We start from the raw sequence: 24,742 nt of genomic DNA on the forward strand, positions 1-24,742 counted from the left end.
TCAGACGAAACCGGCGGCTTGCGCGATAAGGATGCCCCCTGCTCCGGCCGTGACGGCGCCGATCGCTTCCGGCATGCGCAGACCAGCGGGTGCGAGACGCTCCGTGGTGATGGCGAGCGTCACGAGGATCATCGCGCGAAGGTCCATCACACCGAGGACCAGAAGAACAGCGACAAGACCCGAGCAGCTGATGCAGCAGACGAGACCGAGCCGGAGCCCGTAGCCGGCGGCTGCGAACCTGTTCGCCAATTGTCCTATCCGACACGGCCCCTTTCGGCAGCAAGCCAGAAGACGGGCCTTCCATCGCGTGAACTGGAACGCGCCGGCCGTCAGAAGGCAGGCCCCCATGAGCATCGGCATGGCGCGGGCGAGATCCGGACGCCGCATCGCGAGGGCCGCGAGTTCAGAGCCGATCGCAAAGATGAACAGACCCGACAGCGTCCAGACGCCGAGATAGACGACACCGGCGAGCATGGCCAGCGAACCGGGCCACGACGCGCCGGACAGGCCGGCCGCCTGGTGGTAGCGCCCCAGCGCGGGCAGTAACGACGGTACCATCATCGCGACCATCATGACGCTCCAGAGGCCGACGAAGCTCGCGGCGGCCTCCCTCCAGGTCTGCCCGCACATCGGCAACCATGCCGGCGACATCATCCAGCCACCGGGCATCGGTATCCCGTCCATGGAGGCCATCGACGCGCATCCAAGGATCGTCGCCGTCGTGCTGGCAGCGAAGATCAACGCTGCCGTACCCAGGAAAACTGGCTGACAACCTTGCCGGCATGCAGTTGCGCCGCGATGTGCCCGTTCAGCCGTGATACTGATCGCGCGCATGGCCGGGCTCAGGCACAACACGACGCACCCATGCTGCTCGCGGGTTGCCCGTATTCATCGTGGCGACGGAACCAGACGCCCGTTTCGTTGCGCCCCTTTGGCGCGCGATCGAGCCACTGATACATGCCCCACAGGCCATCCAGCCCTCGCGCATAGGTGGAGTAGCTGTGGTAGACAACGCCATCCTCCCGCACGAAGGCGCTCATGCCCGGCCTTTCGCGCTGGTACGTGGCCGTGTCCGTTCCGCAGGTCGCCGCCATATGCGCCTCCGCGCCGGCTCCACCGCCCTCTTGCCCGGGCCGCCAGACGAATGCCTTCTCGGGCCGGTAGTTGTAGGAGATGCCACCCTCGCGTTGCTGGTCTTCGGAGAACCAGACACCGAAATCGGCATTGAAGTCACTCGCGAGAGACGATGCCCAGGGGAAAGTCCAGCCCATGCGCCGCTTGTAAGCCTGCAATGTCGCGAACGGAGCGCGGGACACGGCCCATAGCATCACGTCATGATTGGCGAGATGCGGGACAAAACCATTGAAGCCGTCCGCGATCGCCGAACAGGACGGACATCCCGCCGTATAGTCGGTCCCGAACATGAAATGATAGACGAGAAGTTGCGAGCGTCCGCGGAAGAGGTCGGCAAGCGATGCATCGCCTTCGCTCGTCTCGAAGCGGTAGGTCTTGTCAACGCGCACCCACGGCAGACGCTGGCGCCGCTGCGCCAGCGCGTCGCTCAACCGCGTGACCTCCTTCTCCGCGGCAAGCAGATCAAGCCGCGCCGCTTGCCACTCTTCCCGCGTTCCGATGCTATGTTGCGTCATGGCTGTTACTCCCTCGATCATGTCTTCAGCCATGATGTGACGGCTGATCGCAGATCATGAGATAAGGTTAGGCGCCGGAGATCAGGGGGTGGGAGTGACAAGTGTGGCGGGATTCCGATGGACTCGCTGATTACGGCCGCCGCGCGTGCCCTCGCCGCCGGGGATCCCTTCCGCGCGCTGAACTATGTCGCCTTGCGTGAGGACGCCCCCGCTCTTGCACTGCGGGGTATCGCGATGGCGCAGCTTGGCGATCTCTCCCGCGCGCGGCTTCTCCTGCGCAGCGCCACGCGCTCCTTCAGCCCGAGGGAGCACGTGGCCCGCGCGCGCTGCGTCGTTGCCGAGGCGGACGTTGCTCTCGCCGCGCGCGATCTCGGTTGGCCGACGAAGGCTCTCGATGCGGCCCGAAAGATGCTTGAACGGCATGGAGATTGGGTCAATGCAGCCCATGCGCGGCATCTCAAGGTCCGGCGCCTCCTCCTGATCGGGCGCCTCGACGAGGCGGAGCAGGCCCTCGACGGACTTGATCCCGCCCCGTTGCCACCGGCGCTACGCGCTGTGCATGAGTTGGTGATCGCCGGGATTGCCATGCGACGGTTGAAGACCCGCGAGGCTCGCGCCGCGCTGGCGCGAGCCCAAGCGGCGGCACAGCACGCCCGTATACCCGCATTGACTGCGGAGGTCGCCGGCGTGGCGCTCGCCCTGGACGCGCCGGCGGCCCGTCTGATCGCCGATGAGCGTGTGCATACCCTCCTCCTCGATGACGTCGAGCGGCTGCTGGCATCGGACGCGCTCGTCATCGACGCCTGTCGCCACGTCGTGCGGGATCAAAGGGCTGTCGTCTCACTCGCGACACGCCCGGTGCTGTTCGTCCTCGCGCGCGCCCTGGCGGAAGCCTGGCCGGGCGAGGTGACGCGCGACAGGCTCGTCGCGCGGGCCTTCCGGGCAAAGCGCGCCGACGAATCCCATCGGGCAAGGCTAAGGGTCGAGATCGGGCGGCTGCGCGCCATCCTCCGGGACGCGGCGGATATCGATGCGACAAAACAGGGCTTTACGCTGACGCCTCGGCGCGCGGGACGGGTCGTCGTTCTGGCAAGGCCGGTTGAAGAACGGCATGCAGCCGTTTTAGCCCTCCTCGCCGATGGGGAGGCATGGTCGAGCTCAGCATTGGCGCTGGCGCTCCACGCAAGCCAGCGCACCGTACAGCGCGCGCTAGACGAACTCGCCGCGGAGGCCAAGGTGCAGGCATTCGGGCAAGGGCGCGCGCGCCGTTGGCTCACCCCGCCCATGCCCGGATTCACGACAACCTTGTTACTCCCGCCCTCGCTGCCAAGCGGCTAGCCTCAAGCCATGAAACAGATAGCTGAAATCCTCCACGAATACGGGCCCTTTCCGGGCGTTGACCAGGTGCATGGCGTCACGTTCGACGGCCGGCAGGTCTGGTTTGCATCGGGCGACAAGCTCAATGCCATCGATCCCGCAAGCGGGACGACGACAGGCTCAATCGACGTTCCCGCACATGCGGGCACGGCTTTCGATGGTGAGCACCTTTTCCAGATCGCGGCTGATCGCATCCAGAAGATCGATCCGCGCACAGGCCGCGTGCTCGCCACGATCCCGGCGCCTGGGGGCGGCAGTGACTCGGGCCTTACATGGGCTGAAGGGACACTCTGGGTGGGGCAATGTCGAGAGCGCAAGATCCACCAGATCGATCCCGAAACGGGAGCCATTCTCCGCACCCTCGCCTCCAACCGTTTCGTCACTGGCGTGACCTGGGTGGACGGCGAACTCTGGCATGGCACATGGGAAGGCGATGAGAGCGAACTGCGGCGCATCGATCCCGCAACCGGGACCGTCCTGGAGCAGGTCGACATGCCGCCCGGTGTAGGCGTATCCGGGCTTGAGTCCGATGGCGCCGACCGCTTTTTCTGCGGCGGTGGTCCGAGCGGAAAAGTGAGGGCGGTCCGGCGCCCAAGGCAGGAGGCTAAGGCCGACAGCGGCCTGGACATGTCCAGCTGATCCACGCGCATCAAACGTCTCGCGGCGTCCCTGAAACGCCGCGAGCGGATCACATGCGAGGTGAGAGGCCTTGCGGCGCGGCCGCGCCACTGAGGAGATCAAGAAGGTCCTCCGGAAAAATGATCTCCGACGTCGTCCGGATTTCGTCGACAGACCACCAGTGATGTTCTGCCATCACCTCGCGTTCGATGGCGCTCCAGCCGCTGTCCGAGATTGCGGTCCGCGCAATCCGGAGGGCGAAGAACCTTTCCTCCGCCCACACGATCTCACCGTCCACGAGCTGAAGTTCGTAACTGCGGCGACCGATCTCGGCGCCGATCGCGTTCCTTATAAGCCCGGTCTCCTCCTCGAGCTCACGCAGCGCCGCTTCCTCGAAGGTCTCGCCCTCCTCCACCGCGCCCCCCCGGCGTCGCCCAGTAGATGCGTCCGGCGAGCGGTCCTGACCTGTGAACGAACTTGAAAAGAAGAACGCATCCCGACTGATCCAGCAGTAGGACGCGCGCGGACGGTCGTTCGCGCATCGAGCTCTCCGGTTGCACACCTGTCTCCCACGGTCTCTATGACACAGCCGATAACACGGGAGACGCGAGGCGGTCGATGTCATGCAAGGCCAGAGAAAGAGCCTTCGTCCGCGCGCGTATGAAGGACCCGGTCGATCAGGCCCCATTCCCGGGCCTCCTCCGCCGTCATGAAGTTGTCGCGATCGAGCGCGCGCTCGACCTCTTCGTAGGTACGGCCGCAATGCTCCGCGTAGAGGCGCGTCATGAGATGCTTGGTCCGTCGCGTCTCCTCGGCATGAATGAGAATATCGGAGGCCTGTCCCTGGAAGCCGCCCAACGGCTGATGAACGAGCAGACTCGCGTTGGGCAGCGCGGCGCGGTGACCGGGCTCGCCTGCCATCAACAGAAACGATCCCATCGAGCGCGCGGTCCCCATGCACAGGGTGTGCACCGGAGCACGGACGTGGCGCATGGTGTCATACATCGCAAGGCCGCTGGTCACCACACCGCCGGGAGAATTGATATAAAGGTTTATGGGCTTCTTCGGGTTTTCTGCTTCGAGAAACAACAGTTGTGCGCAGACAAGCGCGGATACGGTATCGTTCACCTCGCCGTTCAGGAAGATGATCCGTTCGCGCAGAAGACGAGAAAAGATATCAAAAGACCGTTCTCCCTTGCTCGACTGTTCTATGACCATAGGCACGAGTTGCATCGCTTCGCGCATCGGCGAGTTCCAATCTTGCAGACGATTTGGGAATTTGAGCCTGTCAGGCCGCTCTCAGCACCGGCATCACGTCGTCGTTCGCCGCAGCCGCTTCCGTTGGTCGTGAGCTGACATCCGCGCGTTCGTGGATGATCCGCAGGCTGGTTCCACCCGCCGTATCGGGAGAAATGCGAAACGTCACTGTACTTTCGAGAAAAGGCGGAGCGCTTTCGCGCATCCTGTAACTGACTTCTTCTCCCGGCGTCAGCGCAGTGGCCTCCTGATCCGCCAACGCATCTTTGGGAAGCCAGACGTCACGGAGCTCGGGAACGGTTATGGCACGCCAGACCTTATGAGGCGGTTCGTCGATATGGTATTCGAGCTCGATACTATTCTCCTTGTCTTCCGTCTTTCCACCGCTCATTGGTCCATATCCTTCAGCAATAACTTCAGGGCCTCGATACGAGCGGGCCAATAAACGCGATACTTTGCCAACCACTGCGCGATGAGAGCCAAACCTTCAGGATCGACCTCATAATTCACAAACCGCCCCTGCCGTTCTTCCCGCACCAGTTTCGCACTCCGCAGAACCGCGAGATGCTGGGACATCGCAGGCTGGCTAATCTGCAGACCCGCGCGAAGAGAGGTCGCGTTCATTGCACCTGCCGCCAGCTTCTCGAAGATCGCACGGCGGGTTGGATCCGAAAGGGCCCGGAATATCTCGTTCTCGACCATGCCAATAGATAAGCGATCACTTATATTAATGGCAACTCCTTTTTCAGTTGCGGGCTGAGATGTCGGCACGGCCGACCGGTGGGGTCGACATACGCGCATCCCCGCGCGCCGTAGCCGTAGCCTTAGCCGTCCGATCTATCCGCCCGTGACCTCCGTCGTCGCGAGACTTTACGAGGATGCTTCGAAAGCAACTCGCGTGGTCCAAGGCGACACAAAAAAGGAGCCATGGCGACCATGGCTCCTTCCATCCGGCTGTAGAAACCGGTCTTGGCTATGCTCGTCTCAAGGGAGCGCCCCTTGATCGCGGCCCCCCTTTCCGACCGGCGGCAATGTGCCGACCTGGGGAAGCCTGCCGACGAGAAAACCCCTCAGGCCTTGTTCAGCTCGGCTTCCGCGAATTCATAATTAGCCAGCTTGTCGAGGAAGTTGGTGGTGTAGTCGGGGCGGCGGTTGCGGAAATCGACATAGTAGCTGTGCTCCCACACATCGAGGCCGAGCAGTGCCCTGCCCTGTCCGGCTGCGAGAGGATTGTCGGCATTCGCGGTCTTCGTGACCTTCAGCTTGCCGTCATCGCCAAGGACAAGCCATGCCCAGCCCGAGCCGAACTGCGTCGTGGCGGCGGTCTTGAAAGCCTCCTTGAAGGCGTCGACGCTCCCGAAGTCGGCGACGAGCTTCTTTTCAAGGGTCCCAGGAATCTTGCCGCCCTGGGGCGAAAGGACCTGCCAGAAGAGGATGTGGTTCCAGTGCTGGCCCGCGTTGTTGAAGACCGGCGCCAGTTCCGCCTTGCCGGTGGCGAAGCGGATGATCTCCTCCAGCGACTTGCCCTTCAGGTCGTCGTTCTTCTCCACAAAGCCGTTCAGCGCCGTCACATAGGCCTGATGGTGCTTGCCGTGGTGGAGCTCAAGCGTCTCCTGGCTCATGCCGGCGGCGGCGAGGGCATTGGTGGAATACGGGAGGGCTGGAAGTTCGAAGGCCATGAAAGGCTCCTTTGAGAATGTCAGGCATCTCTCCGGTCGATCTCACAGGCGGACGTCGGCCTTCAGGCAATGTTACCGCAGGCAAGATCACCGCAGGCAAGATCACCGGAAGCTGATTGACCAAGCGCTGAATTTGATAAATGGGCGGCATAATTTGTCAAGCGAACGCTTGCTAAATTACGCAGGCCCTGCCCCGCTAGGCGATGACCGGGACGACCCTCGCATCCAGCGTCGCGCGCGCATCATCAGGCGCAAGGCGAACCTGCAGGCCCCGCTGCCCGCCGTTGATATAAACAAGCGCATGCGCCAGCGACTGCTGTTCGATGGCGGTCGGCACCCTGCGCATCTGTCCGAAGGGACTGATTCCGCCGACCTTGTAGCCCGTCATCCGCTCCGCATCGGCCGGCTTCATCATCTCCGCCGACTTGCCGCCGAATGCCGCAGCGAGCTTTTTCATGGAGACTTCCCGATCAGACGGCACGATCACGCAAACGGGCTTGCCGTCCACGCGGGCCATCAGCGTCTTCAACACGCGCTCAGGCACCTCGCCGATGGCCTCGGCCGCCTGGAGCCCCACGCGTTCAGCCCCGGGGTCGTAGTCATAGCTATGGACCGTGAAGGCGACGCCTGCCTTCTCAAGCGCCATCGTCGCGCGCGTTGCCTTGGACATAGATAGTTCCTGTTGTCATGGCTCCCGGGCGGTCGACGGCCGCCCCGAACCCCTATCCGGTAAACGCGTCGATCTTTGTCGTTGCGATGCGATCGCGCAACCACCGCGCCGCCGGCCCCGCGGGACGCTGTTTGTGCCAAACCGCTTCAAGCGCGACGGGGTGCATGCCCTCGTCAAACTGCAGGGCCGGCGTCGCGAGGTTCTGGGTCACGGGAGAGTTCTTGAGGATGTGAACGGGCACAAGCGCCCAGCCGATGCCCTGCTTCAGGATCTGGAGGATGACCCAGTGGCTCTCCACCCACCAGACCTCGGCGGCGACGCGCAACCTGTGCCGCTCGGTTCCCTCTGTGCGCACAGTCACCATGATCTGGCGATGCCGCTTGAGATCCTCCCAGTCGACCACGGCGTTGGCGAGTGGATGCTTTTTCCCGCAGACGAGGGCTAGGGGCACCCAGCCGATTGTATGGAAGCCCAGTTCCGTGGGCAGCACCTCCTGCCGCCACATCACGCCGATATCGGCTTTTCCATCCAGCACCAGGCGGCTCACATCCTCCATCATCGGAAACAGCAGTTCGAGCTCCACATGCGGGAAATGGCTCGCGAAATCAGCGAACAGCTCCCCCAACGCGGATTCGGGATAGAGCTCGTCGATCGCGACGACCAAGCGCTTTTCCACATGCGCCTCGAAGCTGGCGGCCATGCCGATCAGATGCTCGCGGCGGTCGAGGATAAGCCGCGCCTCGGGCAGGAGCTGTTCCCCGGCCGGGGTGAGGACAGGGTTACGACCGACGCGGCTGAACAGGGAGAGCCCGAGATCCTCCTCCAGGTTAGCGACCTGCGTGCTGACCGCCGATTGCGCCTTGCGCAGGACCCGGCCGGCCGCCGAGAACGAGCCCCTGTCAGCAGCCGTGACAAAAGCCTCCAACTGCTCCATCGAAATGCCCATCTATCTCATATCCAGATACTATCTAACTTTATTATCCCAAAAACATAGATAGAAAGCCAGCCGTAACGTCAAATGGATTCATTCAACAGGTTTCATTATGTCTATGCGTACATTCCCGGACCGGATGCGCCACGCGCTCATGTTCGAGGTTATCGGTCTTGCCATCTTCACGCCGATGGCCGCCCTCGTCTTCAACCAGCCGGTCGCCCATATGGGCGTCATCGGCGTGATCTCGGCGACGGTCGCCACGACCTGGAACTTCCTGTTCAACCTCGGTTTCGACCACGCCCTGGTCCGGTTCAGAGGCCATACCGGCAAGACGATGATGATCCGTATCGCGCACGCCGTCCTGTTCGAAGGTGGCCTGGTCATCATGCTGATCCCGATGATCGCGTGGTATCTCGGGATCAGCCTTTGGGCAGCCTTGATGATGGATATCGCGATTGTCGGATTCTATCTGGTCTACGCCTTCGTGTTCAACATCGCCTATGACCGGATATTCCCCGTGCCCGTTCAGAAGCCAGGGCTTAGCCTCGCCTCCGCGCGATGATACGACAGGTGGCCGCGGGCGGGGGCGCGGCCCAAGCGGCGCCCGCCCGCGGACCCGTGCCGGATAGTTGCGCCGCTTCACCGTCGCGGCTATAAATCAAGCTATTACTTTGAATATCTTCGATAGCTTGATCATGTCCATTATCGGTTCGGAAAGATTGCAGGGACGCCCGAGTCCGGATCGCTTCCTGGTGCTATTGAAGACCCGCGGGCCACTGACCGCGGCGGAGCTCGGGCGCGCGCTGGGCACGACCGGCGAGAACGCACGCCAGCAGTTGTCCAAGCTCGCGGCGGACGGCCTGGTCGAAACCGAAGCTGTCGCGCGCGGCGTGGGCCGGCCCGCGCAATACTGGCGTCTGACCGCATTTGGCAACACGCGGTTTCCGGATGCCCATGCCGAACTCACCGCCGGCCTTCTGAGGAACATCCGTGATCTCCTTGGCGCCGATGCTCTTGAGCGGCTGGTCAGTGCCCGTGAAGAAGAGATGCGGGCCGCCTATCGCGCCGAATTGCGTCCGATCAAGGGGCTGGAGGCCCGTATCGCCGCGCTGGCCGCAATCCGCACCCGCGAGGGCTACATGGCCGAGTATCGGAAGGCAGATGACGGCGATGGCTGGCTGCTGATCGAAAACCATTGCCCCATCTGCGCGGCCGCTTCAACCTGCCAGGGCTTCTGCCGGGCGGAACTCGCCATCTTCCGTGAAATGCTCGGGCCGGATTGTTCCATCGAACGGATGGAGCACATCGTCCTCGGCGCGCGCCGCTGCGCCTATCGCATTCGTGCTGACGCCGGCCGCGCGATGGGTCGGGAACCTTGATGGAGGCGGTGTCATAAAGGCAGGCCTACCGCAACTCCTGAAAAGCTCGTAAGCGTCACGTCTTGGCGATCAGAGTCGATCACGACGCTGCGCTGTGTCTCTTGGATGCGGATCGCACAGTATCGTTGTTCATGGCGATCCTAGCGATGGCCCGATCTCGCATCTGAGGCCCACGTGACGACGCGCGGATGCCGTTCGCGCTTCAGCAGTAGCAGATGAGCGGTGAGCGCGAAGTGGCCGGGATAGTTCGTGCCGAACTGCAGCTCGAAGCGGTCGCGCCTTGATCGCTGCGACGGCTTCATTGCCTTCCACGGATTGCACCCGGCGATCACGACATGCGCCGGCGCGCGAGCCAGCGTCAGGGCGTCCTTGTATCCCAGCCCGCCAGTGCCAGTGACGACATATCAATGACCGTGCTGATGACTGAGGCAGCCGATAGAGTTCGCCGCCGTGCGAAAGGTCTCACCTAAATCAGCGCAAGGCCTCGGTTATCCGTAGCAAGACTGAATTGATAATTTCTGGATCGTCTGGTGCAACGGCGTTGCGGATCACGATTTCGGCGTTGGCTGCAATCTCATGCGCAGTCCGCAATACCGACTGCCCCGCCGACGTAAGTTCTGTAGTTCGGATCCTACGGTTGGCTGGATGCGCCCTTCTCTGAATCAAGCCGGCTCGCTCGAGTGCCACTATGATGGCCTGCATCGTCTGCGGCGTTACGAATGCCCGCCGCGCGAGTTCCGCATTTGAGGATCCCGCACTTAACTCAAGTCCGGCGAGCACCGAGTATTGCGGGGTCGTCAGTCCGATGCTTCGAAGCTCGCTGTCGAGGTGGGCTCGCAGAGCTTGCTGCGCCCGCTTCAGGGCATATCCGAGCGTGCGGTAGGTATCCTCCGCCGGGGGGCTCATCAGGCTGGACATATCAGTACCCTTATATTATATCAGGCCCCTGATAATATCGAATGACGAAGCAGAAGGAAAGACAGCTCATGGCTCGTCTCATTGGACCGGACTTCATCGGCATCCAGACGAAAGATCTCGATGCGGCACTGGCATTCTATAGAGACACTGTGGGCCTCACGCCCTCAGCAAAAGGCCCCCCGGGCGCTGTTGTTTTCGAAACGCAGCCCATCCCATTCGCCGTCCGCACGCCAATCGAGGTCTTCGATGATGCGGCCAGACTGGGGATTGGCATCGCGATCTGGTTTGGATGCGACGATGCTGATGAATTGCACGCCCACCTGATCGAGCGCGGCGTTACTGTCGCTTTTCCCCCGAAGGACGGCCCATTCGGACGGTATTTCGCCTTCATCGATCCCTTTGGCTACACGATAACCGCGCACACCGTCTCCGCAAAGTAATTGGGCGGTCCGGCTATCGCCCCGCTCCACGCGTGGAGCACATCCTGGCCTATCCCGATCAGGTGCGGCGCCGAGAGAAACGGATAAAGAAGACAGTCGTGGTGATGAAGCGGCAAAAAAGAGCCTTCGATCGAAATCGGCAACAACCTTAGCCGCATCCGTCGGCTCGTTGGTGCAGCCCGCGCGTGTACGAAATGATCTCTCCGTCGGAGAGCTGGATCCAAGAGCTACGAAGTTGATGCGGCGGCCGGCAGTTCATGAGCGCGACCACCATCACGCGGTCCCCAATGCGTATGCGTTCGCTGAGATTGAAAAAGTCACGCACCGGCGAGAGCTCGATCTCGCGCACTGCGCCTACATCCTCGGGACGCACAGTCAATCGTCCCGTGATTTCGTCCGGACGATCAACATCGAGAGCTGGCACTTCGGCCAGGTCGACACGCACCGAGATAACCGGATGCGGCGGCGCGAAGGTCGTCCGGGTGACAGAGCCCCCCAGAAGAATGGGTCTGCTGGTATCGTATTGGCCGGTATAGCCGTGGTGCGCCAAAACGGCGCCAGCGGACAGCAAGATCAGAGCCAGGGCGGGAACAATCGTTCTTCTGCTCAACGGCATCATCCTTGCACTCCTTCAATGTTCACGGGCTGGTCACGTGTTGTTGTCTATCAGTCTGGCGCTTCAGGCTATGTGGTCCGGATGATACGCTCTATACCGGAGCGTCCGCTTTATCTTCGCGATCGTCCGGGAAGCCTATGGATCCACTGTCGGAAGTTCTCTCGCTGCTGAAACCGCGCAGCTATCTCTCCTCCGGCGTCGACGCGGGGGGTGACTGGGCGGTGCAGTTCAACAATCAGCACGACACGATCAAATGCTATGCAATTGTCTCCGGGGGATGCTGGCTTTCGGTCGAGGGTGTTCCCGAACCGGTAAGGCTCGAGGCGGGGGACTGCTTCGTTCTGCCAAGCGGGCGCCCGTTTCGACTTGCGAGCGATCTGGCGCTTGTGCCGGTCGATTCGAAGACCATCTTTCCGCCCGCGCATCCGGGTGGTGTTGTTCGTATCAACGACGGCGGTGGACTATTCCTGACCGGCAGCCGCTTCGCTGTGGCCGGCAGTCACGCCAGCCTGCTGCTGGGCATGCTTCCGCCAATCGTCCACATCCGCAAGGAGTCCGAACAGGCGGCTCTGCGCTGGTCGGTCGAGCGCATGAGAGAGGAAATGCGCGAGGGTCAGCCGGGCGGTGTCCTCATAGCGCAGCACCTCGCGCATATGATGCTCGTACAGGCCCTGCGGATGCATTTGAGCGACGAACTCAACGGCAGCTCCCGCTGGTTCGTCGCTCTGGCGGACAAGCAGATCGGCATCGCGATCAGGGCCATCCACGCCGATCCTGCCCGTCGTTGGACGCTACAGGAACTCGCCGAGCACGCTGGAATGTCACGCTCAACCTTTGCACAGAAATTCAGGGAGACGGCTGCCGAGACGCCGATGGAATATCTCTCGCGCTGGCGCATGCTGCTGGCTGCAGACAAGCTAGAAAACTCGGATGATCCCGTCGCGAGGATCGCGATCGCGCTCGGCTATGAATCGGAGAGTGCGTTCAGCACGGCCTTCAAGCGCATCATGGGTTGCGCGCCGCGGCAATTTGGACGGAGCCGGCAGCCAGCGACACCGCCGCGCGGTGCTACAAGTAGCGTCGAGCAGGCCGCCGAGTAGTTTGGCGCAGAACCGCTTCGTTTATGTCTGCTCCACGGGAGGACGTCCTCACCAGCGTCAGCCATAACCGGCGAGCCCCAGGTTAATCAGACCCTCGCGGCCGATCTTATGTCCAGTAATATCGGTGTGCGGGCGCTGCATCGACAATGTCTTCATCGAGCAATTGTGCGGGGCAAGAAGCGCGAGGCTCTCGACAAATGGTTCTCCGAACCTGAAGGGCGCAAACGCTGTTTACAGCCGTTGCGCTGAGCCAAGCGCTCGACGCTTCTCTCGCCATAACCGGCACCCGTCAGAACGAAGGCGCCGGCCAGCAGGATCACGAATATCACTCAGCGCCGCGAGGCGAGCGGGGCGCCATCGTCCCGGGCCATAGCCGCCGCCAGGGTTACGGCTTCACATGTTGTCCCGCTCGCGGCATTTCACTCGAAGGCGCCGATCTTGGGCGAGCAAGATCATTTGAGATTGCCGACTGCCCCGGAGGGCGAAGGATCAGAACATGCCGTTCGAATTGGCCGCATGTTCGGGGATGATCTGCAGCACATCCCAATGCTCGACGATCCTTCCCTGGTCGTCGAGCCGGAAAATGTCGATGCCGGCGTAGTCGTGATCGCCGGGCCAGTGCTGGAAGCAGTGCAGAACGACATACTCACCCTCTGCCAGGACCCGCTTTATCTCGACTCGTTTGCCCGGCCACTCCCGGGCCATACGCTCGAAATAGGCGATGAATCCCTCTTTTCCGGTGGCTACATGCGGGTTGTGCTGGATGTATTCGCCCCCGATGAAGCGCTTGACGGCCTCGGCGGGCCGGCTTGGGTTGAACATCAGCTCGTAGAAGGCAACCACATTCGCCTTGTTGCGTTCGAGATCGGGCACGGCAGCCTCCCTTCACCCGGGAATGCGGGCGATGACCTTGATCTCGAAGTCGAACTCCGCGAGCCAGTTGACGCCGACCGCCGTCCAGTTCGGATAGGGCTCCTGCGGGAAGACCTCGCCTTTGATCTTCATGATTGTGCCGAACTGGTTTTCGGGATCGGTATGGAAGGTCGTCACGTCGACGATGTCGTCGAGCCCGCATCCGCCCGCCTTCAGCGTGGCTTCGAGATTGGCGAAGGCCAGGCGGACCTGGGCTTCGAAGTCCGGCTCGGGCGAGCCGTCGCCACGACTGCCGACTTGGCCGGACACGAACAGGAGATCGCCCGATCTGATCGCGGCGGAATAGGTCTGCGCCTTGTAGAGGTCATGCCGGCCGGCGGGGAAGACCGCGTCACGCTTGGCCATTGGGGATTCTCCATGGTGGTTCATTTGTAAGCGGTACCGGCGGATCGATGTCGGTCAGGCGCGCAGCTCACGCTTGAAGAAATAGTGCAGTATGAAATGCGCGGGAGAGACGACCGCGACGAGCTCCCATCCTTCAGCCCCCAGTTCCCCAAGGGCGGCGGAACCCAGGGTGGTTTCGACCACCAGATAGTCCCATTTCATGGTCCGTTCTCCGGTTGCTGAGCCTGTCTCTGGACGGCGAAGATTGGCCGGGATTCATGCCCGTCGGAGGGCGCTTGCCCTCCTGCGATTCATCCGCTTCGGTATGGACGAGACTCTATCGTCTCGACGAATATGGGGTGGCATGAATGGACCGCAAGAGTATCGACGGAAACTACAGGCGGAAGCCATCGGGCGCCGCCGTCATACGCCCCGAACTGACCGCCGCCCTGTTCCGGGCGCTGTTCGAAGAGTGGGCCCGGACCGGCTACGCGGCGATCAGCCTCCAGCGCGTGGCCGCGCGCGCCGGCGCGGGCAAGGCCGCCATCTATCGGCGCTGGCCGTCCAAGCGCGACTTTGCTTCCGACGCCATCGAGACGGTCGGGCTCCATCTCTCGGACTTTCCCGACCATGGATCGCTGGAAGCCGACATCATCGCCTTTCTCGTGGCGACCCGCCGCACGCTGCGCCATCGGCTGGCGTGCCGCATCCTTCCCGACCTGTTCGCCGAGCGGATGCGATCCGGCGATCTGGCGCCGGTGCTCGAACGGCTGTCCGCCGCCCGTCGTCGCCGCGGCGCGGAACTCCTCGACCGGGCGGTGGCGCGGGGCGAGTTGCGCGCCGATCTCGACCGCGAACTGGCGCTCGATCTGATCCCGTCCGCACTCTATTGGCGTCTGGTCATCCTCGGCAAACCCGTCGGAAAGGCCGCGCTCCATCGGCAGGCCGCCGCCATTCTTGCCGCCTTGAGGGCGTGCTGAGACAGGCGGCGGTGGTCGCACCGCGTCACGAGACGCCCGCGTGACGAGCCATCCAGTCCACGAAGGCGCGGACCTTGGGCACGCGGAAGCGGCTCGCGGGCCACAGCATGGTCAAGACGCCGGTCTGCTCCATCTCGGCCTCGAGGACCGGCACGAGCGAGCCATCGGCAAGGGCCTCGTGCAACAGGAAGTCGGGCAGCGACGCTATCCCGGCGCCGGCACGCGCGAGGTCGAGCAAGGGATCGATCACGCTGGCGGTAAGGCCGACCGGAACCTCATGGCCAGGCGCGGAGCGCAGCTGCCAGGGCATGATGCGGCCGGAGGAAAGCCGCTGCCGCAGGCAGACGTGCTGTGACAGGTCCTGATGCGTCGCCGGCCGGCCATGCCTGGCCAAATAGGACGGCGAGGCTACCAAGCGCCAGGCGAACCGGCCGAGCGTCTTGTGCAGCAACCGCGAGTCACCCGTGTCGCCACTGCGGATGACGACGTCGAACCCCTCGTCGATGACGTCGACGAGCCGGTCGCTGTAATCAAGATCGAGCTCGACCCGCGGGTAGGCCTCGGCGAATGTCGCGAACGCCTTGGTCAGGAGCGAGCCGGAAAGCGGCAGACCGACGCGCAGGCGCCCTCGGGGACTGCCCGATGCTTCCGCGAGTTCCGCCTCCGCCGCCGCCAGCTCGTCCAACATGCGGCGGGCGCGCACCAGGAACAGACTGCCAGGCTCTGTCAGCGCAATCGTGCGGGTGGTGCGGTGGAACAGCGTCGTCGAAAGCTGGGCTTCCAACTTCGCGATGGACTTGCCGATCGCCGACGACGAGACGCCCAAAGCCTGACCGGCGGCCTTGAAACTGCGCGCGTCGGCGGCGGCAATAAAGGCGCGCAGCGCGCCGAGGCTTTCGACGGGTTCCGACATTAGAGCGTTATAGGCCGCATTGTTTGGAATTGCAGCCTATAAATCTTCTCTGGCTTCATTCCCAGATAGCGCTCCTGACACTCGCCATCTCAAGGAACGCGCCCATGACTTTGATGCTGTCCGCCGATGCCCGCCCCCCTGGCCCGGCAATCGCAAGTCCCCCTTCCCTTTCCTCCCTCCAGGATCATTCCGGCTATAGCGGTGTGTTTCAGCCCGGCCGCTTGACCTTTGGGCTGGTCGCGCCGCTGGAATCCTACGCGACCGCACCATGGCCGACGCTCACCCGCCACGCGGATGCCGTGCGTCTGGTCGACGAGAGCGACTTCGCCGCCATCTGGCTGCGCGACGTCCCGTTCTACGATCCAGGCTTTGGGGATACGGGCCAGGTCGTCGATCCGATGGTCTATGCCGGCTGGCTGGCGGCACGCACGAACCGGATCGCCATTGGCACCGCCGGTATTGTGTCGCCCCTCCGCGACCCCTTGATCGTCGCCAAACAGGCAACGAGCCTCGATCGGCTGAGCGGCGGCCGCTTCATTCTCGGTCTCGCCAGCGGCGACCGTCCCTCCGAGTTCGCCGCCTTCGGCAGCGACATCCGCAACCGCGCCGACCGCTATCGGGACGCGATCGGGCTGATCCGCGCCGCGACCGAACAGTCCTTTCCCCAGCATCGCTCGCAGTTTTACGGCGTCCTGGACGGAGCGCTGGACATGCTGCCCAAGCCTATGGCGCCGCGCCTGCCCATTCTCGCCATCGGACGCGCCGGACAGGATTTCGACTGGCTTGCCGCGAATACGGACGGCTGGCTCTGGCATCTGAGCGACCCCCGACGGCTGGCGGCGGTCATTACCGAATGGCGGAACGCCGGCGACGGCCAATTCCGCCCCTATGGCTATGGCGCCATGTTCGACCTGCTGGCTGATCCGAACGCGCCGCTCGAGCTCAGGCACGTGACCCTGCGGGGCGGACGCGCGGCGCTGATCGAACACTGGAAGCGGCAGCGGGACGAAGGCGTAAACCATGTCGCGCTGCACATGAAGCCCTTGCAGCGCCCCTTCGCCGACGCGATCGCGGAGATGGCCGAACACGTCCTGCCCCAGTTCGCCGACTGACCCGTGCCAGCTCCGGTCAAGAAGGGTCCCGTGTGCATCGCGCCCCGATCCCTTGGCCGATGACCCCTTCATAATCCAACCTCTGTAAGGACATTCCATGCCTGCTGCACTTTGGGCGCTTGCGATCGCGGCGTTCGGGATCGGGACCACCGAATTCGTCATCGCCGGATTGCTGCCCAACGTCGCCATGGAGTTCGCGATCTCCATACCCATGGCTGGAAACATGGCGACCAGCTATGCGCTCGGCGTCTTCGTCGGCGCACCTGTCACCATCATCTTGGGGGCACGCCTTCCGCGGAAGGCCATGCTCGCCTGGCTGCTGGTCCTGTTCATCATCGGCAACCTCGTCACCGCGATGGCGCCGTCCTACCCGATCGCTCTCCTTGGGCGCGTGATCACCTCGCTGACCCATGGCGCGTTCTTCGGCATCGGCTCCATCATGGCCGCCGACCTCGTCGCGCCGAATCGGCGGACAAGCGCCATTGCCTTCATGTTCACCGGCCTGACCCTCGCCACGCTGGTCGGGGCGCCCGCCGGAACCTGGCTGGCGCAGGCGGTGTCGTGGCGGGCGACCTTCTTCGCGATAACGGCGATCGGCGTCGTTGCCCTGGCCGGCGTCCTGTGGCTGGTGCCCCACGTCGAACGCCATGAACGTCCGCATCTGCGCAAGGAGCTGGCGGCCTTCGCCGACATCCACGTGCTGCTCGCCATGGGCATCACCATCCTTGGCCCGGCGGCCTTCTTCACATCCATCACCTATGTCGCGCCGATGATGACGGAGATGGCCGGCTTCAGCGCGGGTGCGGTGACATGGCTGCTGGCGCTGTTCGGGCTAGGTCTGTTCGTTGGCAACATCCTCGGGGGACGGCTCGCGGACCTGGCGCTGATGCCGCTGCTCTACACCACGCTCGCCGCACAGGCGGCGGCCTTGCTGGCGTTCTACTTTCTCGTGGAAAGCCAGGTCGCGTCGGCCCTCTGCATTTTCCTCATGTCCGCCTTCGGCTTCGCCACGGTCGCGCCGATCCAGAAGCTGGTGACGGATAATGCCCGGGCGGCCGGCGCGCCCAATCTCGCCTCTTCCGTCAATATCGGCCTGTTCAACCTTGGCAACGCCATCGGGGCCTGGGCGGGCGGCGCGGTGATCGCCGTCGGCTTCGGCTATGCCGCTCCCAACTGGGCCGGCGCCCTGTTGTCCCTCGCCGCGCTCATCCTCGCCCTGCTGTCGGGCGGGCTGGCCCGCCGGGGCAGGCGATCGCCCGCGTCGACCCACCCGGCCGTCTGACGATGCCGGGTGGGAGGGCGCGAAAACCGATCCGCCCCGGCTTCGTCATCAGCGCCGGAGCAAGCGACGGGTGTGGGAGGCGAGCGGCCAGAAGGTATTAGCGACGCTCACACCGATCTGTTCGGCCCGCTCTCTCGGTATGGCGCTATCCCCGCCCGGGGCGGTGGCGGATGCGATCGTGGCGCTCGTCGGCATCGGCGGGTCGTGCCGGCACGTCCATGAGAATCGCGGACTGGGGAACACGTCAGCAGCGGGCCTGGCTTTGAAGGTAAAAGGATGGGGTGCGTTCATTCCCACTCGATCGTCCCCGGCGGCTTGCTTGTCACGTCATAGGTGACGCGGTTGATGCCGCGGACCTCGTTGATGATGCGGGTCGCGACGCGGCCGAGGAAGGGCATGTCGAAGGGGTAAAAGTCCGCCGTCATGCCGTCGACGGAGGTGACCGCGCGGAGCGCGCAGACGAACTCATAGGTGCGGTGGTCGCCCATGACGCCGACGGTCTGCACTGGCAGGAGCACGGCGAAGGCCTGCCAGATCGTGTCGTAGAGCCCGGCCTTGCGGATCTCATCCAGGTAGATCGCGTCAGCCTTGCGCAGGATGTCGAGCTTTTCGCGCGTCACTCCGCCCGGAAGGCGGATGGCAAGGCCCGGGCCCGGGAAGGGATGGCGCCCGATGAACTGTTCGGGCAGGCCGAGCTCGCGGCCGAGCGCGCGCACCTCGTCCTTGAAGAGTTCGCGCAGTGGCTCGACGAGTTGCATGTTCATGCGCTCGGGCAACCCGCCGACATTGTGGTGGGACTTGATGGTGACCGAGGGGCCGCCGGAGAAGGACACGCTCTCGATCACGTCCGGATAGAGCGTGCCCTGGGCCAGGAATTGCGGCGCCCCCTTGCCGTCGGCGGCGATCTTCTTGGCCTCATCCTCGAACACCTCGATGAACAGACGGCCAATGATCTTGCGCTTGGTCTCCGGATCGGCAACCCCTTCGAGCTCGCCGATGAAGCGCTCGGACGCATCCACATGCACGAGCGGCAGATTGTAGTGGTCGCGGAACATCGTGACGACTTCCGTCGCTTCATTGAGCCGCATCAGGCCATGGTCCACGAAGACGCAGGTGAGCTGGTCGCCGATCGCCTCGTGGATGAGGATCGCCGCCACCGAGGAATCGACCCCGCCCGACAGCGCGCAGAGCACCCGGCCGTCGCCGACCTGTTCGCGGATCTTGCGGATCATCTCGGCCCGGTAGGCAGACATGGTCCAGTCGGACTTCAGCCCGACGATGTTGTGGACGAAATTGGCGAGAAGCTTTGCCCCGTCCGGCGTGTGCACGACCTCGGGATGGAACATCGTGGTGTAGTAATGCCGGCTCTCGTCAGCCGCGATGGCGAAGGGCGCGTTTTCGGACGTCGCGATGACGCTGAACCCCTCGGGCAGGCGCGTGACGCGATCACCATGGCTCATCCAGACGGGATAGCGCTTGCCGACCTCCCATACCCCTTCGAAGAGAGGGCTCGTCGCCTTGATCTCGACATCAGCGCGGCCGAACTCCGCCGCGTGCCCTCCCTCGACCTCTCCGCCGAGCTGCAGGCAGAGCGTCTGCTGCCCATAGCAGATGCCAAGGATAGGCACGCCGGAATCAAATACGGCCTGGGGCGCGCGCGGGCTGCCATCGACGGTCACCGAGGCGGGACCACCGGAGAAGATAACGCCCTTTGGCTTCAGAGAAGCGAAAGCTTCTTCTGCTTTGCTAAAGGGAACGATTTCGGAGTAGACGCCAACCTCGCGCACACGGCGCGCGATGAGCTGGGTGACCTGGCTGCCGAAGTCGATGATGAGGATGCTGTCGTGCATGGCATTGAGCTACGGGATAGCTTCCGAAGATGCAAGGATCTCGAACGTGCCGGGGGCCATGGATCGCCAATATTCTCACACGGAGGACGCGCAGCCTCCCCTCGCGGGTACTGACATGGCCGATGCCTCTCTGACACAGCCCTCAGGTCCGGCGGTCAAGGCGGATGCTGCCGCCCAGGACGTGGCGGCCAATCCAGAGCCGGCGGAGACCCAGGCTGCACCTGCGCCCGAGGTGGAGCTCCTTAACGGCCACGCCCTGACGGCAGGCCCGACGGCGCACGACCGCGCCCTGGCGCTTGTCGATCTCGCTGCCCGCGCGGCCGAGCCCAATCCCTTTCTCCATCCCGCCTTCATCACGGCAGCAGCGGCGGAACATGGTGCGGAAGCCATCGTCGTCATTCTCGCCTGGCGTGGCGAAGATCGCGCGCCGGCGGCCCTTGTCGGTGCGTTCGTCCTGCAGCGGCAACGCCGTGCCACGCGGCTCTGGACCGCGAGCCTCGAGGGGCGCTTCCACGACTTCGCCTTCCTGTCGACCCCGTTGATCGACGCCGCCTGCATTGAGCCTGTCATCGAGACGGTCCTCGACGCGATCGTCGCGTCCGGTATGCCGACACGCCTTTCGTTCGCCATGATGGGCGACGAGTACTCCGTCATGTCGGGGCTGAAAGCCGTGCTTAATCGGCGACAGACCCCGCTTGCTGTTTCCGCCCGCCATCGACGCGCTCTGGCGCGGAGCGAAGACGCCGCCGCCTTCACACCATCCGCCTCGACCCGCAAGAAGCTGCGGCAATACCGCCGACGGCTCGGCGAGAAGGGCTCAGTCACGACAACCCGCCATGCTAGGCCCTCGGAAATCGCCGACGCGCTTGAAGAGTTCCTGGCACTGGAAGCCTCCGGCTGGAAGGGCCGGGCTGGTACGGCGGTGCTGAGCGATCCAAGCGATACGCAATTCACGCGGGCGGTCTTTCCCTCGATGGCCGAGACAGACGATGTCGTCATCGAGGTGCTTCGGCTCGATGGGAAAGCGGCCGCCATCCAGATCCTGGCACGATCGGGCCGTGGTTATTTCACCTGGAAGATTGCCTATGACGAGGCCTTGCGGGACTACTCGCCGGGGGTCCTCCTGGTGGAGGATTATACGCTACGCCTCATGAACGATGCCACGGTGGCCTTCATCGATTCCTGTTCCCATGACGACACCGGCTTCATGGCCTCGCTCTGGAAGGGTCGGCAGCCTATCGCCGATGTGGGCTTTGACGCCCGCCCCGGGGAGCACGCCGGCACGGTGCTGATATCAGCCGTCGAGCGCAATCTCCTCGCGCTGCGCGGCCGGCTCAAAAGCCTCTACCACCGTTACAAGAACGGTCGCAAGGCGGCCAAAAACACCGGGGGCGAGGCCTCGGAGCCCAAGACATGAACTGTCAGGCCTGGCGGCGCAGCATGGCGATATAGAAGGCGTCCGTGCCGGTGCGATGAGGCGAAAGCAGCAAACCACCGCGCGGCGGCGTCCATTGCGTCAATTCGGCGAAGCCCGCCGCCGCCGCGACCTCCGCCGTCGGTAGCAGCGCAAAGCCGCTGTGACGGCTCTGGAAGGCCGATATGGCATCGTCGTTCTCGTCCGGCAAAACCGAACAGGTGATATAGGCAATGCGCCCACCCGGCCGGGCGAGCGCCGCGGCGCGATCGAGCACCACTGCCTGGTCGCGGCAACGCTCGGCCAGTCCGCCCGGCCGCAGGCGCCACTTGGCATCCGGGTTCCGCCGCCACGTGCCGCTGCCGGTGCACGGCGCGTCGACCAGGACGAGATCGACCGTCCCCGCCAGATCCGCCAGCGGGTCCGGCCGTCGCTGGTCATAACGGCCCCGCGGCGTGCGCACCGTGACGTTGGTCGCGCCGGAGCGCTGGAGCCGGGCGTGGCTGGCGACGAGGCGCCTTGCATCGACGTCGGTCGCGATGATCTCGCCCGTGTTCTCCATGAGCGCGGCGAGGGCCAAAGTCTTGCCGCCCGCGCCGGCGCAGAGATCGACCACGCGTGATCCCTGAGCGGGGCCGCTCAGCAGGCTCACAAGCTGAGAGCCCTCGTCCTGGATCTCGAACATGCCGTCCAGAAACTCGGGCTCCGCCTGCAGCGCCGGGCCGCGACCGTCATCCCCCACGGGAAAGCGCAGCCCGAATGGCGAAAGGGGCGTATCCTCCGGGCCGAGATGGGCGAGCGCCTCACGCAGCGCCCGGCGGCCCGACTTCAGGCTATTCACCCTGACGTCGAGCGGTGCGCGCGCCGTCAGCGCCAGCATTTCATCCCGCAGCGCGGAACCGAAAGCCTTGGTCAGTGATGGCAATAGCCATTCCGGACAGTCGCAGGCAACGGCCGCAGGGGCCTCATCGAGTCGACCCGCGCGATCGAGGCGCGCCATCTCGTCCGCGGACAGCGCCTCGGGCGCGAAACGCTCGCCGCTGAAAAGCGCTGTGATCGCCGCGCTGTCCAGTCCGCGCTGCACGGCGAGCATGCCGATCGTCAGAGCGCGCGCCGTCTCCCCCTCCATGACCCAGGCGCTGGAGGCTCGCCGCCGCAAGGCATCGTAGACAAGGCTGGCAATGGCCGCGCGGTCCTTGGAACCAGCGAACCGCCGGGCCAGCCCCCAATCCTTCAGGGCATCGGGGGCGGGCCGGCGCCGTTCCAGAATGTCAGCCAGAACCTCGATGGCTCCGGCCACGCGCGCTGCGGGTGTCATGCGAAAAATCCTGCCATCACGCGCTCGCGAGAATCCGCACAGCGAAGATGATCCACATAACGGCCAGCACCAGCACGCCGAAACCGAAGGCCGGTCCACGCACACCGATATTATTGGATGTTACGTGGATGAAGGCATGAACCAGCCGGCTTGCGACGAAGACCCATGACAACGCCACAAAGAGAAAGTCCGTCTGGCGCGTGATCAGCGCGAGGGCGACCAGTGCGTAGAACAGCACCGGCACCTCGAACTGATTCTTGAAGGCATTGCCGAACTGCTGCGCCCGCCCATGCCACTGGCGATCGTCAAGCGCGACGGCCGCGACATCAACCTTGCCCGACCTGAGGGCGGCCGCGCGTATCGGCGCGAGCGACAGCAGGAGAACGAAAGCCAGCGCGACCAGCACGAAGACCGGCAACAACACCATTGGCACGGTCATCGATCAGTCCCGCGTGCGATAATTCGGGCTCTCGCGGGTGATCGTCACGTCATGGACGTGGCTCTCGCGCAGTCCCGCACCGCTGATGCGGACGAATTCCGCATTGGCGCGCAACTGTTCGAGATTGCGAGCGCCCACATAGCCCATCGCGGCGCGGAGCCCGCCGACGAGCTGATGAAGCACACTCGCCACGCTACCCTTGTAGGGCACCTGGCCCTCGATGCCTTCCGGGACGAGCTTCAACGTATCCTTGATGTCCTGCTGGAAGTAGCGATCCGCGGAACCGCGCGCCATCGCCCCGACCGAGCCCATACCGCGATAGGCCTTGTAGGAGCGGCCCTGCCACAGGAAGACCTCGCCGGGCGCCTCATCCGTGCCGGCGAGCAGCGAGCCCACCATGCAGCAGTGTGCCCCGGCGGCGAGAGCCTTGGCGAAGTCACCGGAAAACTTGATGCCGCCATCAGCGATGACCGGCACATTCTGCACCGATGCTGCGGAGACTGCATCCATGATGGCGGTGAGCTGGGGAACGCCGACACCGGCGACGATACGCGTGGTGCAGATGGAGCCCGGGCCGATGCCGACCTTGATGGCGTCCGCGCCGGCGTCGATGAGCGCCTTGGCGCCGCTCGCCGTCGCGATATTGCCGGCAATGACCTGCACGGAATTCGACAGCTTCTTGACCTTCGTCACCGCGTCCAGCACGCGCTGGGAATGCCCGTGGGCCGTATCCACGACGATGAGGTCGCAACCCGCATCAATCAGCAGCTCGGCCCGGCGGAAGCCGTCGTCACCCGTCGTGGTCGCGGCCGCGACGCGCAGGCGCCCCTGCTCGTCCTTCGCCGCATGGGGATAAGCGATCTGCTTCTCCATGTCCTTGACGGTGATCAGGCCGATGCAGCGATAGTGGTCGTCGACGACGAGCAGTTTCTCGATGCGGAACTGGTGCAGCAGGCGCTTGGCTTCGTCCTGGCTCACTCCCTCGCGGACGGTGATGAGCTTGTCCTTCGTCATCAGTTCGGCAACCGGCTGCTGCGGGTTGGTCGCGAAGCGCACGTCACGGTTCGTCAGGATGCCGACCAGCTTGCCGCGCTGCCCGCTGGGTCCTTCCTCCACCACAGGGATGCCTGAGATGCCGTGCTGTTTCATGAGCGCGAAGGCATCGGCCAGGGTCGCCTTCGGGTTGATCGTCACCGGATTGACGATCATGCCCGATTCGAATTTCTTCACGAGGCGGACTTCATCGGCCTGCTGCTCTGGGGTCAAATTGCGGTGAATGACCCCGAGCCCGCCGTTCTGCGCCATGGCGATCGCCATGCGCGCCTCGGTGACCGTATCCATGGCCGACGCCATGACCGGGAGATTGATGCTGATGGTGCGCGTCAGCTGCGTGCGGACGTCGACCTCGCCGGGCATGACCTCGGAATGACCGGGCTGCAGGAGCACGTCGTCGAACGTCAAAGCCTCACGGAACGGACTGTCATGGATGACCGGCATCGCCAACCCTTTCTTCAATCTTGTGAAGCAGTCCGCGGAGGCC

The 24,742-nt window shown here is 64.0% G+C and carries 30 protein-coding genes; 11 read left to right on the top strand and 19 right to left on the bottom strand.

Annotated features, from left to right (window positions below; translation table 11 throughout):
• The gene (locus KIO74_RS06435) at positions 1-573 is read right to left on the bottom strand and encodes a DUF2182 domain-containing protein (protein ID WP_213331227.1); all 573 of its coding nucleotides are present in this window, start codon (positions 571-573) and stop codon (positions 1-3) included.
• On the opposite strand from KIO74_RS06435, the gene KIO74_RS06440 reads away from it, so the two are divergent.
• Positions 572-769, top strand: coding sequence for a hypothetical protein (locus KIO74_RS06440; RefSeq protein ID WP_213331228.1), 198 nt, complete (start codon positions 572-574; stop codon positions 767-769). The genes KIO74_RS06435 and KIO74_RS06440 overlap by 2 nt on opposite strands.
• 73 nt (positions 770-842) lie before the next feature.
• On the opposite strand, the gene KIO74_RS06445 is transcribed toward KIO74_RS06440, so the two are convergent.
• On the bottom strand, positions 843-1,649 hold the full coding sequence (locus KIO74_RS06445; protein ID WP_213331229.1) for a DUF899 domain-containing protein: 807 nt from the start codon (positions 1,647-1,649) through the stop codon (positions 843-845).
• Positions 1,650-1,766: 117 nt separating this feature from the next.
• On the opposite strand from KIO74_RS06445, the gene KIO74_RS06450 reads away from it, so the two are divergent.
• Entirely contained in the window at positions 1,767-2,987 is a 1,221-nt protein-coding gene (locus KIO74_RS06450; protein WP_213331230.1) for a helix-turn-helix domain-containing protein, read from the top strand.
• 9 nt (positions 2,988-2,996) lie between these two features.
• Positions 2,997-3,665 (top strand): Vgb family protein, encoded by a 669-nt coding sequence (locus KIO74_RS06455; protein WP_213331231.1) that lies wholly within the window; start codon positions 2,997-2,999, stop codon positions 3,663-3,665.
• Between the two features lie 49 nt (positions 3,666-3,714).
• Here the strand turns inward: KIO74_RS06455 and KIO74_RS32415 are convergent, their stop codons facing one another.
• The 7 genes from KIO74_RS32415 to KIO74_RS06490 all read right to left on the bottom strand — a co-directional run bounded on the left by KIO74_RS32415 (position 3,715) and on the right by KIO74_RS06490 (position 8,196).
• Positions 3,715-4,059 carry an NUDIX domain-containing protein gene (locus KIO74_RS32415; protein ID WP_291980268.1) on the bottom strand — a complete coding sequence of 115 codons (345 nt, stop codon included), beginning with the start codon at positions 4,057-4,059 and terminating at the stop codon, positions 3,715-3,717.
• Positions 4,060-4,265: 206 nt separating this feature from the next.
• A complete protein-coding gene (locus KIO74_RS06465) occupies positions 4,266-4,889 on the bottom strand; it encodes an ATP-dependent Clp protease proteolytic subunit (RefSeq protein WP_213331232.1) in 624 nt (207 codons plus the stop codon).
• 43 nt (positions 4,890-4,932) lie between these two features.
• Complete coding sequence (locus tag KIO74_RS06470; RefSeq protein ID WP_213331233.1) at positions 4,933-5,292, bottom strand: SRPBCC family protein; 360 nt, start codon at positions 5,290-5,292, stop codon at positions 4,933-4,935.
• Complete coding sequence (locus KIO74_RS06475; protein ID WP_213331234.1) at positions 5,289-5,603, bottom strand: ArsR/SmtB family transcription factor; 315 nt, start codon at positions 5,601-5,603, stop codon at positions 5,289-5,291. Before KIO74_RS06475 ends, KIO74_RS06470 begins: the two co-directional genes overlap by 4 nt.
• A 368-nt stretch (positions 5,604-5,971) precedes the next feature.
• Complete coding sequence (locus KIO74_RS06480) at positions 5,972-6,580, bottom strand: superoxide dismutase (protein ID WP_213331235.1); 609 nt, start codon at positions 6,578-6,580, stop codon at positions 5,972-5,974.
• 196 nt (positions 6,581-6,776) lie between these two features.
• Entirely contained in the window at positions 6,777-7,250 is a 474-nt protein-coding gene (gene ybaK / locus KIO74_RS06485; RefSeq protein WP_213331236.1) for a Cys-tRNA(Pro) deacylase, read from the bottom strand.
• A gap of 52 nt (positions 7,251-7,302) precedes the next feature.
• The gene (locus KIO74_RS06490) at positions 7,303-8,196 is read right to left on the bottom strand and encodes a LysR family transcriptional regulator (RefSeq protein ID WP_213331237.1); all 894 of its coding nucleotides are present in this window, start codon (positions 8,194-8,196) and stop codon (positions 7,303-7,305) included.
• A gap of 97 nt (positions 8,197-8,293) precedes the next feature.
• Here KIO74_RS06490 and KIO74_RS06495 point away from each other — a divergent pair, with 97 nt between their 5' ends.
• Together KIO74_RS06495 and KIO74_RS06500 are read left to right on the top strand one after the other, a co-directional pair.
• Positions 8,294-8,746, top strand: coding sequence for a PACE efflux transporter (locus KIO74_RS06495; protein WP_213331238.1), 453 nt, complete (start codon positions 8,294-8,296; stop codon positions 8,744-8,746).
• A 133-nt stretch (positions 8,747-8,879) separates the two neighbouring features.
• Complete coding sequence (locus tag KIO74_RS06500) at positions 8,880-9,563, top strand: helix-turn-helix transcriptional regulator (protein WP_213331239.1); 684 nt, start codon at positions 8,880-8,882, stop codon at positions 9,561-9,563.
• A gap of 471 nt (positions 9,564-10,034) precedes the next feature.
• On the opposite strand, the gene KIO74_RS06505 is transcribed toward KIO74_RS06500, so the two are convergent.
• Positions 10,035-10,481 carry a MarR family winged helix-turn-helix transcriptional regulator gene (locus KIO74_RS06505; RefSeq protein ID WP_213331240.1) on the bottom strand — a complete coding sequence of 149 codons (447 nt, stop codon included), beginning with the start codon at positions 10,479-10,481 and terminating at the stop codon, positions 10,035-10,037.
• Between the two features lie 68 nt (positions 10,482-10,549).
• Here KIO74_RS06505 and KIO74_RS06510 point away from each other — a divergent pair, with 68 nt between their 5' ends.
• Complete coding sequence (locus tag KIO74_RS06510; protein ID WP_213331241.1) at positions 10,550-10,921, top strand: VOC family protein; 372 nt, start codon at positions 10,550-10,552, stop codon at positions 10,919-10,921.
• Positions 10,922-11,069: 148 nt separating this feature from the next.
• On the opposite strand, the gene KIO74_RS06515 is transcribed toward KIO74_RS06510, so the two are convergent.
• Positions 11,070-11,540 (bottom strand): DUF6152 family protein, encoded by a 471-nt coding sequence (locus KIO74_RS06515; RefSeq protein ID WP_213331242.1) that lies wholly within the window; start codon positions 11,538-11,540, stop codon positions 11,070-11,072.
• 134 nt (positions 11,541-11,674) lie between these two features.
• Here KIO74_RS06515 and KIO74_RS06520 point away from each other — a divergent pair, with 134 nt between their 5' ends.
• Complete coding sequence (locus KIO74_RS06520) at positions 11,675-12,637, top strand: AraC family transcriptional regulator (protein WP_213331243.1); 963 nt, start codon at positions 11,675-11,677, stop codon at positions 12,635-12,637.
• Positions 12,638-13,126: 489 nt separating this feature from the next.
• Here the strand turns inward: KIO74_RS06520 and KIO74_RS06525 are convergent, their stop codons facing one another.
• The 3 genes from KIO74_RS06525 to KIO74_RS06535 are packed head-to-tail and all read right to left on the bottom strand — an operon-like array spanning position 13,127 to position 14,116.
• The gene (locus tag KIO74_RS06525; RefSeq protein WP_213331244.1) at positions 13,127-13,510 is read right to left on the bottom strand and encodes a nuclear transport factor 2 family protein; all 384 of its coding nucleotides are present in this window, start codon (positions 13,508-13,510) and stop codon (positions 13,127-13,129) included.
• Positions 13,511-13,522: 12 nt separating this feature from the next.
• Positions 13,523-13,915, bottom strand: coding sequence for a RidA family protein (locus KIO74_RS06530; protein ID WP_213331245.1), 393 nt, complete (start codon positions 13,913-13,915; stop codon positions 13,523-13,525).
• Between the two features lie 54 nt (positions 13,916-13,969).
• On the bottom strand, positions 13,970-14,116 hold the full coding sequence (locus tag KIO74_RS06535; protein WP_213331246.1) for a hypothetical protein: 147 nt from the start codon (positions 14,114-14,116) through the stop codon (positions 13,970-13,972).
• A gap of 146 nt (positions 14,117-14,262) precedes the next feature.
• On the opposite strand from KIO74_RS06535, the gene KIO74_RS06540 reads away from it, so the two are divergent.
• Positions 14,263-14,874 carry a TetR-like C-terminal domain-containing protein gene (locus KIO74_RS06540; RefSeq protein WP_213331247.1) on the top strand — a complete coding sequence of 204 codons (612 nt, stop codon included), beginning with the start codon at positions 14,263-14,265 and terminating at the stop codon, positions 14,872-14,874.
• Between the two features lie 25 nt (positions 14,875-14,899).
• Here the strand turns inward: KIO74_RS06540 and KIO74_RS06545 are convergent, their stop codons facing one another.
• Complete coding sequence (locus tag KIO74_RS06545) at positions 14,900-15,787, bottom strand: LysR family transcriptional regulator (protein WP_213331248.1); 888 nt, start codon at positions 15,785-15,787, stop codon at positions 14,900-14,902.
• A gap of 104 nt (positions 15,788-15,891) precedes the next feature.
• On the opposite strand from KIO74_RS06545, the gene KIO74_RS06550 reads away from it, so the two are divergent.
• Both KIO74_RS06550 and KIO74_RS06555 read left to right on the top strand, forming a co-directional pair.
• Complete coding sequence (locus KIO74_RS06550; protein WP_249730879.1) at positions 15,892-16,899, top strand: LLM class oxidoreductase; 1,008 nt, start codon at positions 15,892-15,894, stop codon at positions 16,897-16,899.
• A 97-nt stretch (positions 16,900-16,996) separates the two neighbouring features.
• Entirely contained in the window at positions 16,997-18,181 is a 1,185-nt protein-coding gene (locus KIO74_RS06555; RefSeq protein WP_213331249.1) for an MFS transporter, read from the top strand.
• Between the two features lie 287 nt (positions 18,182-18,468).
• On the opposite strand, the gene guaA is transcribed toward KIO74_RS06555, so the two are convergent.
• Positions 18,469-20,031, bottom strand: a complete 1,563-nt coding sequence (guaA, locus tag KIO74_RS06560; RefSeq protein ID WP_213331250.1) for a glutamine-hydrolyzing GMP synthase — start codon at positions 20,029-20,031, stop codon at positions 18,469-18,471.
• Here guaA and KIO74_RS06565 point away from each other — a divergent pair.
• Positions 20,030-21,448, top strand: coding sequence for a GNAT family N-acetyltransferase (locus tag KIO74_RS06565; protein ID WP_213331251.1), 1,419 nt, complete (start codon positions 20,030-20,032; stop codon positions 21,446-21,448). The genes guaA and KIO74_RS06565 overlap by 2 nt on opposite strands.
• A gap of 4 nt (positions 21,449-21,452) precedes the next feature.
• Here KIO74_RS06565 and KIO74_RS06570 read toward each other — a convergent pair whose 3' ends face one another.
• Genes KIO74_RS06570 through guaB form a run of 3 tightly spaced genes read right to left on the bottom strand, consistent with a single transcriptional unit; the run spans position 21,453 to position 24,699 of the window.
• The gene (locus tag KIO74_RS06570) at positions 21,453-22,763 is read right to left on the bottom strand and encodes an RsmB/NOP family class I SAM-dependent RNA methyltransferase (protein ID WP_213331252.1); all 1,311 of its coding nucleotides are present in this window, start codon (positions 22,761-22,763) and stop codon (positions 21,453-21,455) included.
• A 16-nt stretch (positions 22,764-22,779) separates the two neighbouring features.
• Positions 22,780-23,202: an MAPEG family protein gene (locus KIO74_RS06575; RefSeq protein WP_213331253.1), complete on the bottom strand. Its 423-nt coding sequence runs from the start codon at positions 23,200-23,202 to the stop codon at positions 22,780-22,782.
• 3 nt (positions 23,203-23,205) lie between these two features.
• The gene (gene guaB / locus KIO74_RS06580; protein ID WP_213331254.1) at positions 23,206-24,699 is read right to left on the bottom strand and encodes an IMP dehydrogenase; all 1,494 of its coding nucleotides are present in this window, start codon (positions 24,697-24,699) and stop codon (positions 23,206-23,208) included.
• Between the last annotated feature and the right edge of the window lie 43 nt (positions 24,700-24,742).

The sequence above is a fragment of the Chelatococcus sp. HY11 genome (assembly GCF_018398335.1).
GTDB lineage: Bacteria > Pseudomonadota > Alphaproteobacteria > Rhizobiales > Beijerinckiaceae > Chelatococcus.

Bases quoted from the DNA above. Each gene is read 5' to 3' on its own strand.
- KIO74_RS06440 (WP_213331228.1), top strand. From the start codon at position 572: ATGACGCTCCAGAGGCCGACGAAGCTCGCGGCGGCCTCCCTCCAGGTC.
- KIO74_RS06435 (WP_213331227.1), bottom strand. From the start codon at position 573: ATGATGGTCGCGATGATGGTACCGTCGTTACTGCCCGCGCTGGGGCGC.
- KIO74_RS06445 (WP_213331229.1), bottom strand. From the start codon at position 1,649: ATGACGCAACATAGCATCGGAACGCGGGAAGAGTGGCAAGCGGCGCGG.
- KIO74_RS06450 (WP_213331230.1), top strand. From the start codon at position 1,767: ATGGACTCGCTGATTACGGCCGCCGCGCGTGCCCTCGCCGCCGGGGAT.
- KIO74_RS06455 (WP_213331231.1), top strand. From the start codon at position 2,997: ATGAAACAGATAGCTGAAATCCTCCACGAATACGGGCCCTTTCCGGGC.
- KIO74_RS06465 (WP_213331232.1), bottom strand. From the start codon at position 4,889: ATGCGCGAAGCGATGCAACTCGTGCCTATGGTCATAGAACAGTCGAGC.
- KIO74_RS06470 (WP_213331233.1), bottom strand. From the start codon at position 5,292: ATGAGCGGTGGAAAGACGGAAGACAAGGAGAATAGTATCGAGCTCGAA.
- KIO74_RS06475 (WP_213331234.1), bottom strand. From the start codon at position 5,603: ATGGTCGAGAACGAGATATTCCGGGCCCTTTCGGATCCAACCCGCCGT.
- KIO74_RS06480 (WP_213331235.1), bottom strand. From the start codon at position 6,580: ATGGCCTTCGAACTTCCAGCCCTCCCGTATTCCACCAATGCCCTCGCC.
- ybaK (WP_213331236.1), bottom strand. From the start codon at position 7,250: ATGTCCAAGGCAACGCGCGCGACGATGGCGCTTGAGAAGGCAGGCGTC.
- KIO74_RS06490 (WP_213331237.1), bottom strand. From the start codon at position 8,196: ATGGGCATTTCGATGGAGCAGTTGGAGGCTTTTGTCACGGCTGCTGAC.
- KIO74_RS06495 (WP_213331238.1), top strand. From the start codon at position 8,294: ATGTCTATGCGTACATTCCCGGACCGGATGCGCCACGCGCTCATGTTC.
- KIO74_RS06500 (WP_213331239.1), top strand. From the start codon at position 8,880: ATGTCCATTATCGGTTCGGAAAGATTGCAGGGACGCCCGAGTCCGGAT.
- KIO74_RS06505 (WP_213331240.1), bottom strand. From the start codon at position 10,481: ATGTCCAGCCTGATGAGCCCCCCGGCGGAGGATACCTACCGCACGCTC.
- KIO74_RS06510 (WP_213331241.1), top strand. From the start codon at position 10,550: ATGGCTCGTCTCATTGGACCGGACTTCATCGGCATCCAGACGAAAGAT.
- KIO74_RS06515 (WP_213331242.1), bottom strand. From the start codon at position 11,540: ATGATGCCGTTGAGCAGAAGAACGATTGTTCCCGCCCTGGCTCTGATC.
- KIO74_RS06520 (WP_213331243.1), top strand. From the start codon at position 11,675: ATGGATCCACTGTCGGAAGTTCTCTCGCTGCTGAAACCGCGCAGCTAT.
- KIO74_RS06530 (WP_213331245.1), bottom strand. From the start codon at position 13,915: ATGGCCAAGCGTGACGCGGTCTTCCCCGCCGGCCGGCATGACCTCTAC.
- KIO74_RS06535 (WP_213331246.1), bottom strand. From the start codon at position 14,116: ATGAAATGGGACTATCTGGTGGTCGAAACCACCCTGGGTTCCGCCGCC.
- KIO74_RS06540 (WP_213331247.1), top strand. From the start codon at position 14,263: ATGGACCGCAAGAGTATCGACGGAAACTACAGGCGGAAGCCATCGGGC.
- KIO74_RS06545 (WP_213331248.1), bottom strand. From the start codon at position 15,787: ATGTCGGAACCCGTCGAAAGCCTCGGCGCGCTGCGCGCCTTTATTGCC.
- KIO74_RS06550 (WP_249730879.1), top strand. From the start codon at position 15,892: ATGACTTTGATGCTGTCCGCCGATGCCCGCCCCCCTGGCCCGGCAATC.
- KIO74_RS06555 (WP_213331249.1), top strand. From the start codon at position 16,997: ATGCCTGCTGCACTTTGGGCGCTTGCGATCGCGGCGTTCGGGATCGGG.
- KIO74_RS06565 (WP_213331251.1), top strand. From the start codon at position 20,030: ATGGCATTGAGCTACGGGATAGCTTCCGAAGATGCAAGGATCTCGAAC.
- guaA (WP_213331250.1), bottom strand. From the start codon at position 20,031: ATGCACGACAGCATCCTCATCATCGACTTCGGCAGCCAGGTCACCCAG.
- KIO74_RS06570 (WP_213331252.1), bottom strand. From the start codon at position 22,763: ATGACACCCGCAGCGCGCGTGGCCGGAGCCATCGAGGTTCTGGCTGAC.
- KIO74_RS06575 (WP_213331253.1), bottom strand. From the start codon at position 23,202: ATGACCGTGCCAATGGTGTTGTTGCCGGTCTTCGTGCTGGTCGCGCTG.
- guaB (WP_213331254.1), bottom strand. From the start codon at position 24,699: ATGCCGGTCATCCATGACAGTCCGTTCCGTGAGGCTTTGACGTTCGAC.